The organism is Tumebacillus lipolyticus (genome assembly GCF_042682745.1).
GTDB classification, from domain to species: Bacteria; Bacillota; Bacilli; order Tumebacillales; family Tumebacillaceae; genus Tumebacillus_A; species Tumebacillus_A lipolyticus.
Window position 1 is genome coordinate 19,487 of record NZ_JBHUIO010000023.1, and the last position, 13,459, is coordinate 32,945.

The 13,459-nt window shown below is 52.6% G+C and carries 23 protein-coding genes; all 23 read right to left on the reverse strand.

Annotated elements, in window-relative coordinates:
* Positions 1 to 5: 5 nt before the first annotated feature.
* Positions 6 to 503, reverse strand: coding sequence for a 30S ribosomal protein S5 (rpsE, locus tag ACFSOY_RS20515; protein WP_386049715.1), 498 nt, complete (start codon positions 501 to 503; stop codon positions 6 to 8).
* Positions 504 to 533: 30 nt separating this feature from the next.
* Positions 534 to 902 (reverse strand): 50S ribosomal protein L18, encoded by a 369-nt coding sequence (rplR, locus tag ACFSOY_RS20520; RefSeq protein ID WP_386049716.1) that lies wholly within the window; start codon positions 900 to 902, stop codon positions 534 to 536.
* Between the two features lie 43 nt (positions 903 to 945).
* Positions 946 to 1,485 (reverse strand): 50S ribosomal protein L6, encoded by a 540-nt coding sequence (gene rplF / locus ACFSOY_RS20525; RefSeq protein ID WP_386049717.1) that lies wholly within the window; start codon positions 1,483 to 1,485, stop codon positions 946 to 948.
* A gap of 31 nt (positions 1,486 to 1,516) precedes the next feature.
* Positions 1,517 to 1,915, reverse strand: a complete 399-nt coding sequence (rpsH, locus tag ACFSOY_RS20530; RefSeq protein WP_386049718.1) for a 30S ribosomal protein S8 — start codon at positions 1,913 to 1,915, stop codon at positions 1,517 to 1,519.
* A gap of 34 nt (positions 1,916 to 1,949) precedes the next feature.
* Entirely contained in the window at positions 1,950 to 2,135 is a 186-nt protein-coding gene (locus tag ACFSOY_RS20535) for a type Z 30S ribosomal protein S14 (RefSeq protein ID WP_386049719.1), read from the reverse strand.
* A 29-nt stretch (positions 2,136 to 2,164) separates the two neighbouring features.
* A complete protein-coding gene (rplE, locus tag ACFSOY_RS20540) occupies positions 2,165 to 2,707 on the reverse strand; it encodes a 50S ribosomal protein L5 (protein WP_386049720.1) in 543 nt (180 codons plus the stop codon).
* A 26-nt stretch (positions 2,708 to 2,733) separates the two neighbouring features.
* A complete protein-coding gene (gene rplX, locus ACFSOY_RS20545; RefSeq protein ID WP_386049721.1) occupies positions 2,734 to 3,063 on the reverse strand; it encodes a 50S ribosomal protein L24 in 330 nt (109 codons plus the stop codon).
* Positions 3,064 to 3,107: 44 nt separating this feature from the next.
* Positions 3,108 to 3,476 (reverse strand): 50S ribosomal protein L14, encoded by a 369-nt coding sequence (rplN, locus tag ACFSOY_RS20550; RefSeq protein ID WP_386049722.1) that lies wholly within the window; start codon positions 3,474 to 3,476, stop codon positions 3,108 to 3,110.
* 46 nt (positions 3,477 to 3,522) lie between these two features.
* A complete protein-coding gene (gene rpsQ / locus ACFSOY_RS20555; RefSeq protein ID WP_386049723.1) occupies positions 3,523 to 3,786 on the reverse strand; it encodes a 30S ribosomal protein S17 in 264 nt (87 codons plus the stop codon).
* A 25-nt stretch (positions 3,787 to 3,811) separates the two neighbouring features.
* A complete protein-coding gene (gene rpmC / locus ACFSOY_RS20560; protein WP_386049724.1) occupies positions 3,812 to 4,009 on the reverse strand; it encodes a 50S ribosomal protein L29 in 198 nt (65 codons plus the stop codon).
* Positions 3,999 to 4,433, reverse strand: coding sequence for a 50S ribosomal protein L16 (gene rplP / locus ACFSOY_RS20565; protein ID WP_386049725.1), 435 nt, complete (start codon positions 4,431 to 4,433; stop codon positions 3,999 to 4,001). Before rplP ends, rpmC begins: the two co-directional genes overlap by 11 nt.
* 3 nt (positions 4,434 to 4,436) lie before the next feature.
* Positions 4,437 to 5,108: a 30S ribosomal protein S3 gene (gene rpsC, locus ACFSOY_RS20570; protein WP_386049726.1), complete on the reverse strand. Its 672-nt coding sequence runs from the start codon at positions 5,106 to 5,108 to the stop codon at positions 4,437 to 4,439.
* Positions 5,109 to 5,128: 20 nt separating this feature from the next.
* Positions 5,129 to 5,464, reverse strand: coding sequence for a 50S ribosomal protein L22 (gene rplV / locus ACFSOY_RS20575; RefSeq protein ID WP_386049727.1), 336 nt, complete (start codon positions 5,462 to 5,464; stop codon positions 5,129 to 5,131).
* A gap of 33 nt (positions 5,465 to 5,497) precedes the next feature.
* Positions 5,498 to 5,776 (reverse strand): 30S ribosomal protein S19, encoded by a 279-nt coding sequence (rpsS, locus tag ACFSOY_RS20580; protein WP_386049728.1) that lies wholly within the window; start codon positions 5,774 to 5,776, stop codon positions 5,498 to 5,500.
* A gap of 30 nt (positions 5,777 to 5,806) precedes the next feature.
* Positions 5,807 to 6,637, reverse strand: a complete 831-nt coding sequence (gene rplB, locus ACFSOY_RS20585) for a 50S ribosomal protein L2 (protein WP_386049729.1) — start codon at positions 6,635 to 6,637, stop codon at positions 5,807 to 5,809.
* Between the two features lie 25 nt (positions 6,638 to 6,662).
* Positions 6,663 to 6,953, reverse strand: coding sequence for a 50S ribosomal protein L23 (rplW, locus tag ACFSOY_RS20590; RefSeq protein WP_386049730.1), 291 nt, complete (start codon positions 6,951 to 6,953; stop codon positions 6,663 to 6,665).
* Positions 6,953 to 7,573 carry a 50S ribosomal protein L4 gene (rplD, locus tag ACFSOY_RS20595; protein WP_386049731.1) on the reverse strand — a complete coding sequence of 207 codons (621 nt, stop codon included), beginning with the start codon at positions 7,571 to 7,573 and terminating at the stop codon, positions 6,953 to 6,955. Before rplD ends, rplW begins: the two co-directional genes overlap by 1 nt.
* 30 nt (positions 7,574 to 7,603) lie before the next feature.
* Entirely contained in the window at positions 7,604 to 8,227 is a 624-nt protein-coding gene (rplC, locus tag ACFSOY_RS20600; protein WP_386049732.1) for a 50S ribosomal protein L3, read from the reverse strand.
* A gap of 31 nt (positions 8,228 to 8,258) precedes the next feature.
* Complete coding sequence (gene rpsJ / locus ACFSOY_RS20605; RefSeq protein WP_087456448.1) at positions 8,259 to 8,567, reverse strand: 30S ribosomal protein S10; 309 nt, start codon at positions 8,565 to 8,567, stop codon at positions 8,259 to 8,261.
* A 369-nt stretch (positions 8,568 to 8,936) separates the two neighbouring features.
* Positions 8,937 to 10,124: an elongation factor Tu gene (gene tuf, locus ACFSOY_RS20610; RefSeq protein ID WP_386049733.1), complete on the reverse strand. Its 1,188-nt coding sequence runs from the start codon at positions 10,122 to 10,124 to the stop codon at positions 8,937 to 8,939.
* Positions 10,125 to 10,146: 22 nt separating this feature from the next.
* The gene (gene fusA / locus ACFSOY_RS20615) at positions 10,147 to 12,222 is read right to left on the reverse strand and encodes an elongation factor G (RefSeq protein ID WP_386049734.1); all 2,076 of its coding nucleotides are present in this window, start codon (positions 12,220 to 12,222) and stop codon (positions 10,147 to 10,149) included.
* Between the two features lie 82 nt (positions 12,223 to 12,304).
* The gene (gene rpsG, locus ACFSOY_RS20620; RefSeq protein ID WP_386049735.1) at positions 12,305 to 12,775 is read right to left on the reverse strand and encodes a 30S ribosomal protein S7; all 471 of its coding nucleotides are present in this window, start codon (positions 12,773 to 12,775) and stop codon (positions 12,305 to 12,307) included.
* A gap of 48 nt (positions 12,776 to 12,823) precedes the next feature.
* Positions 12,824 to 13,240: a 30S ribosomal protein S12 gene (rpsL, locus tag ACFSOY_RS20625; RefSeq protein ID WP_386049736.1), complete on the reverse strand. Its 417-nt coding sequence runs from the start codon at positions 13,238 to 13,240 to the stop codon at positions 12,824 to 12,826.
* Between the last annotated feature and the right edge of the window lie 219 nt (positions 13,241 to 13,459).

Consider the following 13,459-nt stretch of genomic DNA (forward strand, 5'->3'; position numbering starts at 1 on the left):
CCTCCTTAACCCTGAATTTCTTCCAGAGACTTACCACGCAGCTTCGCAACTTCTTCTGGGCGCTTCAGGCGCTTCAGACCGTCGAGAGTTGCATGGACCATGTTCATGGAGTTGGAAGAACCGAGAGATTTGGTAACGATATCTTTTACGCCAGCCAGTTCGAGAACTGCACGAGCCGGGCCGCCTGCGATAACACCAGTACCTTCCTTCGCCGGTTTGATCAGAACTTTACCAGCGCCGAAACGACCGAGGATATCATGCGGTACGGTAGTGCCTACGAGCGGTACGTAAACCAAGTTTTTCTTCGCATCGTCGATGCCTTTACGGATCGCGTCCGGCACCTCAGCAGCTTTGCCGAGACCTGCGCCTACGTGTCCGTTGCCATCGCCTACGATTACGAGCGCGGAGAAGCTAAAACGACGACCGCCTTTTACCACCTTCGCAACACGGTTGATTGCGACGACTTTTTCAGACAGTTCGAGTTGGTTCGGATCGATACGCATGTAAGGTTTCCCTCCTTTTTAACAAGATGATTAGAATTCGAGGCCTGCTTCACGAGCAGCTGCAGCCAGAGCTGCAACACGGCCATGATAGAGGTAACCGCCACGGTCGAACACGACATTGGAGATTCCTTTTTCAAGAGCGCGCTTCGCAACCAGTTCGCCGACTTTCGTAGCAGCGTCAATGTTGCCGCCATGACCGATCGAACCTTTCAAAGACGGATCGACGGTAGAAGCCGAAACGAGCGTCACGCCGGTGTTATCATCGATAACTTGTGCGTAGATGTGCTTCGAAGAACGGAATACGTTCAGACGCGGGCGCAGAGCCGTACCTGCAACCTTGCGACGTACGCGGAAGTGACGGCGCTTACGAGCTTTATTCTTGTCACCTTTGGTGATCATCGAGTTTCACTCCCTTCATGCTGCGTTTGCATGATTCATGCTATTATTTCTTACCAGTCTTACCAACCTTGCGGCGGATGACTTCGTTTTCGTACTTGATCCCTTTGCCTTTGTAAGGCTCCGGCTCACGCAGGGAACGGATCTGTGCAGCCACCTGGCCGACACGCTCCTTGTTGATCCCTTTGATGGTCAGCTTAGTAGCTGCCGGAACATCGATCTCGATGCCATCTTCCGGAACGATTTCTACCGGGTGGGAGAAACCGAGGGACAGGGTTACTTTGTTGCCCGCTTTCGCAGCACGGTAACCAACGCCCACGAGCTCGAGGTTTTTCTCGAAGCCCTTCGAAACGCCCTCTACCATGTTGTTGAGGACAGAGCGAGTGGTGCCGTGCAGGGAGCGGTGCAGCTTGTTGTCGGACGGACGTTCGACAACGACTTGGCTGCCTTCAACCTTGATGACCATGTCCTTGTGGAATTCACGAGTCAGAGTGCCTTTCGGACCTTTTACAGTCACGACAGCGCCGTTTTGAGTCAGCTCAACACCAGCAGGCAACTCGATTACTTTTCTACCGATACGAGACACAAGTTACACCTCCAATCGTAAGAAGCTTTTATTACCAAACGTAGCAGAGCACTTCGCCACCGACTTGGTTGCGGCGAGCCTCTTTGTCGGTCATGATGCCGTTAGAAGTGGACAGGATTGCGATACCCAGACCACCCAAAACGCGCGGGATTTCGTTCGACTTCGCGTAAACGCGCAGGCCCGGCTTCGAGATGCGTTTCAGACCCGTGATAACACGTTCATTGTTCGCACCGTACTTGAGGAATACGCGGATTACGCCTTGCTTGTTGTCCGGAATGAATTCAGCGTCACGGATAAATCCTTCGCTTTTGAGGATTTCGGCGACTGCCTTCTTCAGGTTGGAGCCCGGGATTTCAACTTTCTCGTGACCAACCAAGTTCGCGTTCCGGATTCGAGTCAGCATATCGGCGATCGGATCAGTCATCACCATGTGTAAAAACCTCCTTCCCTAATCGCTCTATCTATTACCAGCTGGCTTTCTTCACGCCAGGAAGTTGACCTTTGTAAGCCAGTTCGCGGAAGCAAATACGGCAGATGCCGAACTTCCGCAATACCGAGTGCGGACGTCCGCACACGCGGCAGCGAGTGTACGCGCGGGTGCTGAACTTCGGCGAACGTTGCTGTTTCACGATCATAGCCTTACGTGCCACTGTCCATCCCTCCTATAATTTGCGGAATTTTATGCTTGACGGAACGGCGCGCCCATCAGGCGCAGGAATTCACGACCTTCTTCATCGGTCGTTGCGGTGGTTACGAACACGATGTCCATACCCAGCATTTTGTCGACCTTTTCGTACTCGATCTCCGGGAACAGGAGCTGCTCTTTCAGACCGAGCGTGTAGTTGCCACGACCATCGAACCCTTTCGGGGAGATCCCGCGGAAGTCGCGCACACGCGGCAGTGCCACGTTGAACAGCTTGTCGAGGAAGTGGTACATGCGCTCACCGCGCAGGGTAACTTTTGCACCGATCGGCATGCCTTCACGGATCTTGAAGCCTGCGATCGACTTCTTCGCCTTGGTGATGACCGGCTTTTGACCGGAGATCAGTTCGAGGTCCGCTACAGCGGAGTCCAAAACTTTAGCGTTCGCTACCGCTTCGCCAAGACCCATGTTGATCACGATCTTGTCGAGCTTCGGCACTTGCATTACAGACTTGTATTCAAACTTCTGCATCAGCGCAGGAAGCACTTCTTGTTGATAGAACTCTTGCAAACGAGCCACTTGGTTACCTCCTTTCTACGACCTGGTTACTTGTCGAGCGTTTCGCCAGATTTTTTTGCGTAACGAACTTTGGTGCCGTCGCTCAGAATCTTTTTACCGATACGAGTAGCGCCACCGGTTTTCGGGTCTACGATCGCCACGTTCGAAACATGGATCGGCGCTTCTTTTTCGATGATACCGCCTTGCTGGTTGGTCGCGTTCGGGCGGGTGTGACGCTTTACAACGTTCACGCCTTCGATCAGAACGCGCTGCTCGGACGGGTATGCTTCCAAGATGCGACCCTTCTTGCCTTTATCCTTACCAGTGAGAACGACAACTTGATCGCCCTTCTTCACATGAAGTTTCGCTTTAGCCACTTGTGTTACACCTCCTCAGGTGTTACTACCTGAAACTTTATCGATTACAGCACTTCAGGTGCCAGAGAGATGATCTTCATGAAGTCTTTGTCGCGCAGTTCGCGAGCAACCGGACCGAAGATACGAGTGCCGCGCGGCGACTTGTCTTCTTTGATGATGACAGCTGCGTTTTCTCCGAACTTGATGTACGTGCCATCTTTGCGGCGAGCACCAGTCTTCGAACGAACGATAACCGCTTTTACAACGTCACCCTTCTTGACAACGCCACCGGGTGTTGCACTTTTCACCGAAGCGACGATAATGTCACCGATGTTAGCCGATTTACGGTTCGAACCACCCAACACGCGGAAGCACATGATTTCTTTCGCACCAGAGTTGTCTGCAACAACCAGACGAGTTTGTTCTTGAATCATGCCTGGGACCTCCTTCCATATGAGTCACGAGGACTCTAGGTTCCGATTAGAGGATGATAGCTTCCTCTACAACTTCGACCAAACGCCAGCGCTTGTCTTTCGACAGCGGACGGGTTTCCATAATTTTCACGATGTCGCCAACTTTTGCAGTGTTGTTTTCATCGTGTGCTTTGAACTTTGTCGTGACCAGAACAAGCTTGCCGTACAGCGGATGCTTCTTCTGCTCTTCAACAGCGACAACGATCGTCTTATCCATTTTGTCGGATACGACTTTGCCGGTTCGAACTTTGCGATAGTTACGCTCGCTCATCCTATTTCCTCCTTCCTAGCGGAGATTAGCCGATACCCAGTTCGCGCTCTCTGAGGATCGTTTTGGCACGTGCGATATCCTTGCGAACTTCGCGGATACGCATCGGGTTGTCGAGCTGACCGGTTGCCAGTTGGAAACGCAGGTTGAACAGCTCGTCTTTCAGATCGCTGATTTTCGTTTCAATCTCAACGGTGGACAAGTTACGGATGTCTTTAACTTTCATCTGCCTCACCACCCACTTCTTCACGTTTTACAAACTTGCACTTGATCGGCAGTTTGTGCATTGCGAGACGCATTGCTTCGCGTGCGATCTCTTCCGGAACGCCAGCGAGTTCAAAGAGAACGCGACCCGGTTTAACAACTGCAACCCATTTTTCCGGCGAACCTTTACCTGCACCCATCCGGGTTTCAGCCGGCTTCGCAGTAACCGGTTTGCTCGGGAAAATTTTGATCCATACTTTACCGCCACGGCGGATGTAACGGGTCATCGCGATACGAGCTGCTTCGATCTGGCGGTTGGTGATCCAAGCCGGTTCCAGAGCTTGCAGACCGTATTCACCGAAAGTTACATGTTCGCCGCCTTTGGTGCGACCTTTCATGCGACCGCGATGTTCTTTACGATGCTTTACGCGCTTTGGCAACAACATGTCTTACTTACCCCCTTCTTCGGCAGCTTCTTTCTTAGCGCCGCGGGTCGGCAGTACTTCGCCACGATAGATCCACACTTTTACGCCGATGCGGCCGTAAGTGGTGTGTGCTTCGTAGTGAGCGTAGTCGATATCAGCACGCAGGGTGTGGAGCGGTACAGTGCCTTCCGAGTACCCTTCAGTACGTGCGATCTCAGCGCCGCCAAGACGACCGGACACTTGTACTTTGATACCTTTTGCACCAGTGCGCATCGTGCGCTGGATCGATTGCTTCATCGCACGGCGGAACGCGATACGGCGTTCGAGCTGTTGCGCGATGTTGACAGCAACCAGATGAGCGTTCATGTCCGGATGCTTGATTTCAGCGATGTTGATGTGCACGCGCTTGCCAGTCATGTTGGAAAGAGCGGTGCGCAACGCATCAACCTCAGCGCCGCCTTTACCGATTACCATACCCGGCTTCGCGGTGTGAATGGTCACGTTGATACGGTTTGCAGCCCGTTCGATTTCTACCGTAGCAACAGATGCGTCTTTCAGGCGATTCTCGATATACTCACGAACTTTGATGTCTTCGTGAAGCAGTTCGGTGTATTCCTTCTTGTTAGCGAACCATTTCGACTCCCAGTCGCGAATGATGCCAACGCGAAGGCCTACGGGGTTAACCTTTTGTCCCATCCGTTATCCCTCCTTCTTGACTACTTTTCACCCAGTACCACTGTGATGTGGCTGGTGCGTTTGTGAATACGGAATGCACGGCCTTGAGCGCGTGGACGGAAGCGCTTCAGGGTCGGTCCTTGATCCACGAATACCTCTTTCACGTAGAGGTTATCCAAATCCATGTTGTAGTTGTGGTCTGCGTTCGCCAAAGCGGAGTTCAGAACCTTCTCAACAACTGGAGATGCAGCTTTCGGAGTGTACTTGAGAATCGCGATCGCTTCCGAAGCTTTTTTGCCACGGATCAAATCCACAACAAGGCGGACTTTGCGCGGTGCGATACGCACGGTACGAGCGACTGCCTTCGCAGTTTGCATAGTATTCCCTCCTCTCTACCGATCCTAAAAATGTTAGCGGCGAGATGTTTTCTCGTTAGCTCCGTGACCTTTGTAGGAACGAGTCGGAGCAAATTCACCCAGCTTGTGACCTACCATGTCTTCGGTCACATATACCGGCACATGCTTGCGGCCATCATATACCGCGAAGGTGTGGCCGATGAACTGCGGGAAGATCGTCGAACGGCGCGACCAGGTCTTGATCACCTTTTTGTCGCCAGCAGCGTTCATGTCATCGACCTTCTTCATCAGATGATCGTCAACAAACGGTCCTTTCTTAAGAGAGCGACCCATTTTAGTACCTCCCTTCGTTAGGCGGTTAGATTACTTCTTGCGCGAACGAACAATGTACTTGTTAGACTGCTTGTTCTTCTTGCGCGTCTTTTTGCCGAGGGTCGGTTTGCCCCACGGGGACATCGGAGACTTACGGCCGATCGGAGCACGACCTTCACCACCACCATGCGGGTGATCGTTCGGGTTCATTACCACACCGCGGACGGTCGGGCGGATGCCTTTGTGACGGTTGCGGCCAGCTTTACCGATGTTAACAAGCTCATGGTCGAGGTTGCCCACTTGACCGATGGTCGCGCGGCACTCGGAGCGGATCAAGCGAACTTCGCCAGAAGCGAGACGTACGTGGCAGTACTCGCCTTCTTTCGCCAGCAGTTGCGCTTCAGCGCCTGCTGCACGAGCGATCTGGCCGCCTTTGCCAGCTTTCATCTCGATGTTGTGGATCACAGTACCCACCGGGATGTTTGCGAGCGGCAGTGCGTTGCCGACTTTGATATCGACATCTGTGCCAGACTGGATCACATCGCCCACTTTCAGGCCTACCGGAGCGAGGATGTAACGCTTTTCGCCATCAGCGTAGTTGATGAGAGCGATAAAAGATGTGCGGTTCGGATCGTATTCGATCGTAGCAACGCGGCCCGGAATGCCATCTTTGTTGCGTTTGAAGTCGATGATGCGGTATTGACGCTTGTGCCCGCCACCTTGATGACGAACGGTAGTTCTCCCTGTGTTGTTCCGGCCACCCTTGTTGTGCAGCGGCAGGAGAAGGGATTTTTCGGGTTTGTCGGTGGTCAGCTCTTCATAGGTCAGAACGGACATGAAACGACGACCCGGCGAGGTCGGTTTATACTTCTTGATACCCATAGGAGTCCCTCCTTCTTAGTGGTGATTATGCACCTTCGAAGAAGTTAAGCGGCTTGGAGTCCGGGGACAAGGTCACGATCGCCTTTTTCCATTCGGACGTGCGGCCAACGTGGCGGCCTACGCGCTTTTGCTTGGACGGAACGCGCAAGGTGTTAACCTTTGCAACCGTTACGCCGAAGATCTCTTCGAGAGCTGCTTTGATTTCGGTCTTGTTCGCTTTGAGTTCTACTTCAAAAACGAACTTGTTTTCTTCCATCATGTCAGTGGAGCGCTCGGTGATGACCGGACGCTTGATGATGTCGCGTGCGTTCTTCATTATGCGAACACCTCCTCGACTTTAGCCACAGCGTCTTTGGTGATGACGAGTGCATCGTGATGGAGAAGATCCAGTACGTTGATACCAGTTGCGTCAACAAACTTCACGCCCGGGATGTTGCGTGCAGACAGTGCGACGTTCGCATCTTGGTCAGCTGCAACGAGCAGAGCTTTGCCGACTTTCAGGTTGGACAGGAGCTTCACCATATCTTTCGTCTTCGGCGCGTCGAAGGACAGCGCATCCAGTACGAAGATCTCGTTTGCGTTCACTTTGGAAGAGAGCGCAGATTTCAATGCGAGACGGCGAACTTTCTTCGGAAGCTTGTAAGCGTAGGAACGCGGTGTCGGACCGAATACGGTACCACCACCAACCCATTGCGGGGAGCGGATGGAACCTTGGCGCGCACGACCGGTACCCTTTTGACGCCACGGCTTGCGACCGCCGCCACGAACTTCAGAACGGTTTTTCACATCGTGAGTACCACGGCGCAGCGACGCGCGTTGCATGACAACTGCTTCGTGCAGGACGTGCTGGTTCGGCGTGATACCGAAGATGGTTTCGGAGAGTTCGATCTCTCCAACTTGGGAGCCACTCATGTTATATACAGGCACTTTCGGCATGTAGGGTCTCCTCCTTTCCTAAAGAATGATTTATTTCCCCGACTTAACAGCCGCTTTGACTGTTACGAACGAGTTTTTCGGACCCGGAACAGAACCTTTGATCAGAAGCAAGTTGCGCTCAACGTCAACTTTAACAACTTCGAGGTTTTGAACCGTTACGCGCTCGCCACCCATACGACCTGGGAGGGTTTGTCCTTTAAATACGCGACCTGGGTTGATGGAGCCGAGGGAACCAGGACCACGATGGTAACGAGAACCGTGAGCCATCGGACCGCGGGATTGATTGTGGCGCTTGATCGCACCAGCAAACCCTTTACCCTTCGATACACCTACAACATCCACGACTTCACCAGCTGCAAACACGTCAGCGTTCAACACTTGACCTACTTCGTATGCAGCCAGATCAACTCCGCGCATTTCACGAACGTAGCGCTTGGGGGTGGTGTTCGCCTTTGCCGCATGGCCTTGTGCCGGCTTGTTCACGTTCTTCTTGTCAGCAAAACCGAGCTGAACAGCTTCGTAGCCGTCGTTCGCCAGGTCTTTCTTTTGAAGAACTACGTTCGGGCCTGCTTCGATTACAGTTACCGGAACGACGTTGCCGTCTTCGGTAAACACCTGAGTCATACCGAGTTTACGTCCCAAGATACCTTTCATGTTTGACACCTCCTCAATTTAAAAATGGGTTTTAGAGCTTGATCTCAATATCAACGCCAGATGGCAGATCAAGTCGCATCAGAGCATCAACAGTTTGCGGCGTCGGATTGACGATGTCGATCAGACGTTTATGCGTACGCATTTCAAACTGCTCACGCGCATCCTTGTATTTGTGCGGTGCACGCAGGATCGTGAAGATCGACTTCTCAGTCGGAAGCGGGATCGGACCCGACACGGATGCACCGGAACGCTTAGCCGTTTCAACAATCTTCTCAGCAGAAGTGTCGAGAATCTTGTGATCGTAAGCCTTCAGACGGATACGGATTTTCTGTTTCGCCATATGTGTTCCCTCCTTTTCGCCCATTTGAATTGGACATACTCCGCGAAAATTTACCTGATCCGCGCCGCACATGGCGTGAAACTCTCGGCGCCTCAGCAACCTTTCGCATCATCGCAGTCAAGACCAACAATATAAGAGTATACTATTTAGAAAGCGAAAAGACAAGAATTTTATTCGAGCGCTTCAATATTTTTTCAACCATCAGCAGAAAAATGAAACACACGAGCGTGTTGTCTTCGTTTCTGTAGCACACTTCTCCTATATTAAAGGAAGAACGGAAAATTGTCAAAGGCAAACCAGCAGGAAAATGCTGAAAAACAAAAAGAGGATGAATCTCGAAAGATTCATCCTCTTTTGGCGTTTCGAAGCTTACTTGATGATGGAAGCTACAACGCCAGCGCCAACAGTACGGCCGCCTTCGCGGATTGCGAAGCGAGTACCATCTTCGAGAGCGATCGGGGAGATCAGCTCAACTTCAACGGAGATGTTGTCGCCCGGCATTACCATCTCAGTGCCTTCCGGCAGCTTAACGATACCAGTTACGTCAGTTGTACGAACGTAGAACTGCGGACGGTAGCCTTGGAAGAACGGAGTGTGACGGCCACCCTCTTCTTTGGTCAGAACATAGAGCTCTGCGTTGAAGGTGGTGTGCGGCTTGATGGAACCCGGCTTACAGATAACTTGGCCGCGCTCGATGTCTTTACGGTCAACACCGCGGAGCAGTGCGCCGATGTTGTCGCCCGCTTGAGCGGAGTCGAGCAGTTTGCGGAACATCTCGATACCGGTAGCAACGGTGGAGCGAGTTTCTTCAACCAGACCTACGATCTCAACGTTGTCACCAACTTTGAGAGCACCGCGCTCAACGCGGCCAGTCGCAACGGTACCACGACCGGTGATGGTGAATACGTCCTCGACCGGCATCAGGAACGGCTTGTCAGTTTCACGAGTCGGCTCCGGGATGTAGGAGTCAACAGCAGCCATCAGCTCGTCGATACGACCTTCCCAAGCAGCGTCGCCTTCCAGAGCTTTCAGAGCGGAACCTTTAACAACCGGAATGTCATCGCCCGGGAATTCATACTCGGTCAGCAGGTCGCGGATTTCCATTTCAACCAGTTCGAGGAGCTCTTCATCGTCAACCATGTCGCATTTGTTCATGAATACGACGATGTAAGGAACGCCTACTTGGCGGGAGAGCAGGATGTGCTCGCGAGTTTGCGGCATCGGGCCGTCAGCTGCGGAGCAAACCAGGATCGCGCCGTCCATTTGAGCAGCACCGGTGATCATGTTCTTAACATAGTCGGCATGGCCCGGGCAGTCAACGTGTGCATAGTGACGGTTCTCAGTTTCGTACTCAACGTGGGAAGTGTTGATGGTGATACCGCGCTCGCGCTCTTCCGGAGCTTTGTCGATCGAATCGTATGCCATCGCTTGTGCGCCACCGCGCTTCGCGAGGTAGGTGGTGATCGCTGCGGTCAGAGTGGTTTTACCATGGTCAACGTGACCGATGGTACCAATGTTAACGTGCGGCTTGTTACGCTCAAATTTAGCTTTTGCCATTTTGGTCAACTCCTCTTATTAATTACTCGCCTTTGTTTTTGGCGATGATTTCTTGCGTGATCGATTTCGGTGTTTCTTCGAAGGAATGGAACTCCATCGCATACTGGCCACGGCCTTGAGTACGGGAACGCAAGGAAGTTGCATAACCGAACATCTCGGAGAGCGGAACGAACGCGCGGATGACTTGTGCACCTGCACGGCTGTCCATACCCTCGATACGACCGCGACGAGAGTTGACGTCGCCCATGATATCGCCCATGTATTCTTCCGGAACGATAACTTCAACCTTCATGATCGGCTCAAGAATCACCGGGTTCGCCTTGAGAGCGCCCGCTTTCAGTGCCATGGAGCCCGCGATCTTAAACGCCATCTCCGAGGAGTCGACATCATGGTAAGAACCATCGACGATCGTAGCTTTCATGTCGATGAGCGGGTAACCTGCGAGGATACCGTTGCCCATCGCTTCTTTGACGCCGTTATCGACAGCCGGGACGTATTCGCGTGGAACAACGCCGCCGACGATCTTGTTTTCAAAGATGTAGCCTACGCCGCGCTCAAGCGGTTCCAGCTCCAGCCATACGTGACCGTATTGACCTTTACCACCGGACTGACGGACAAATTTACCTTCGATCTTCACTTTGGAAGTGATGGTCTCTTTGTACGCAACCTGCGGCTTACCAACGTTGGTTTCAACTTTGAACTCGCGTTGGAGGCGGTCTACGATGATCTCAAGATGCAGCTCACCCATACCGGAGATGATCGTTTGACCGGTCTCTTGGTCGGTATAAGTTCTGAAGGTCGGGTCTTCCTCTGCGAGCTTGGAGAGAGCGATACCAAGTTTGTCTTGGTCCGCTTTCGACTTCGGTTCGAGCGAAAGGCTGATAACCGGCTCCGGGAACTCCATCGATTCGAGGATAACAACGTTCTTCTCGTCGCACAGGGTGTCACCGGTCGTGGTATCTTTCAGACCTACAGCCGCTGCGATATCGCCCGAGTAAACGGTCGAGATCTCTTCGCGGTGGTTGGCATGCATTTGCAGGATACGACCGATCCGCTCACGCTTGCCTTTGGTGGAGTTCAAAACGTAAGAACCGGAGTTCAGCACGCCGGAGTAGACGCGGAAGAACGCCAGCTTACCAACGTACGGGTCGGTCATGATCTTGAACGCCAGAGCTGCGAACGGACCGTTGTCGGTCGACGGACGCTCCGTCTCTTCACCATCTTCAGTCATACCTTTGATCGCCGGAACGTCGGTCGGTGCAGGCATGTACTCAACAACTGCATCCAGCATTTGCTGTACGCCTTTGTTTTTGTAAGAAGATCCGCAAAGAACCGGGATGATCTGCACGTTACAAACACCTTTGCGCAGAGCAGATTTGATCTCCTCGACGGTGATCTCTTCACCTTCGAGGTACTTCATCATCAGCTCTTCGTCCAGTTCTGCAACAGCTTCGACGAGGCCTTGATGCAGTTCAGCAGCCTTGTCTTGCAGTTCAGCCGGGATTTCAGCTTCTTCAGAAGTCTTGCCGAGGTCGTCAGTGTAGATGATCGCTTTCATGGTGATCAGATCGACCATACCTTTGAAAGTATCCTCTGCACCGATTGGCAGATGAACCGGCACAGCGTTCGCCTTCAGGCGATCGCGCATCATGTCGACGCAACGGAAAAAGTCTGCGCCGGTGATGTCCATTTTGTTTACGTAAGCGATACGCGGAACGCTGTACTTGTCCGCTTGACGCCATACGGTCTCGGATTGCGGTTCAACGCCACCCTTTGCACAGAATACACCAACCGAACCATCGAGGACGCGCAGGGAACGCTCAACTTCAACCGTGAAGTCCACGTGACCTGGTGTGTCGATGATGTTGATGCGGTGATCCTTCCACTCTGCGGTGGTCGCAGCGGAAGTGATCGTGATACCACGCTCTTGCTCCTGAACCATCCAGTCCATCGTCGCAGCACCTTCGTGCGTTTCGCCGATTTTGTGAACACGGCCGGTGTAGAACAGGACACGCTCCGTTGTGGTCGTCTTACCAGCATCGATGTGAGCCATGATACCGATGTTTCTCGTTCTCTCAAGAGGGAACTTACGTGACATACGACACATCCTCCTTTCTCAGCTAAGTATACAGGTGATCGGACAGATCCGAGTTGAACCTATCCGAACGCCTTTTTATATCCTACCAGCGGTAGTGAGCAAACGCTTTGTTCGCTTCCGCCATCTTGTGCATGTCTTCACGACGTTTCACAGAACCACCAGTGCTATTGGCAGCATCCATGAGCTCGTTTGCGAGCTTGTCGACGATCGACTTCTCGTTGCGCTTGCGGGAGTAGTCGACGATCCAACGGATCGCGAGTGTAACTCGGCGCTCCGGACGGACTTCGATCGGAACTTGGTAGTTTGCGCCCCCTACGCGGCGAGCTTTAACTTCAAGAACCGGCATGACGTTCTTCATCGCCGTTTCGAAGACTTCGAGCGGATCGTTACCAGTCTTCACACGGATTTTGTCGAACGCTTCGTAAACTGCTCCTTGCGCGGTGCTTTTCTTACCATCATACATCAACTTGTTTGCCAGACGGGTAACCAGCTTCGATCCGTAAACCGGATCGGGCAGCACGTCACGGCGCGGCACGGGACCTTTACGCGGCATGCAATTCGCCTCCTTTCAAGATTTCTGCGATCAAGATCGCTTCTCTCATTACTTCTTCTTCGGACGCTTCGCACCGTATTTCGAACGGGCTTGCATGCGGTCTTTCACGCCTGCAGTGTCCAGTGCTCCACGAACGATGTGATAACGAACACCCGGAAGGTCTTTTACACGACCGCCACGAACAAGAACAACGCTATGCTCTTGCAAGTTATGGCCGATACCCGGGATGTACGCGGTAACCTCGATACCGTTTGTCAAACGAACACGCGCGTATTTACGCAATGCAGAGTTCGGTTTTTTCGGTGTCATGGTACCTACACGAGTGCAAACCCCACGTTTCTGCGGGGACGGCAGATCGGTTTGCTCCTTGACGAAGCTGTTGTAACCTTTTTGCAGCGCCGGGGAGTTCGATTTTTTCTCGATGCTCTTACGGCCTTTGCGTACCAATTGGTTAATTGTCGGCATGCTGCTGCACCTCCTTCCAAAGTTTCAAGTCCACAGAGCCTAGTGGCTCATGCTTAGGCAAATGAAAAAGGCAAATGGCAAACTTCAATCAGCCAGCCAATATACCTAATGACAAACGATGTGCGACAGCCATGCAGCACCATGACTGCTTGTCTTGATTGACTTCAGGCACACTACGAGATTGTAACACCTTGTTAGGGCGAAGTCAACCGCTTTGCC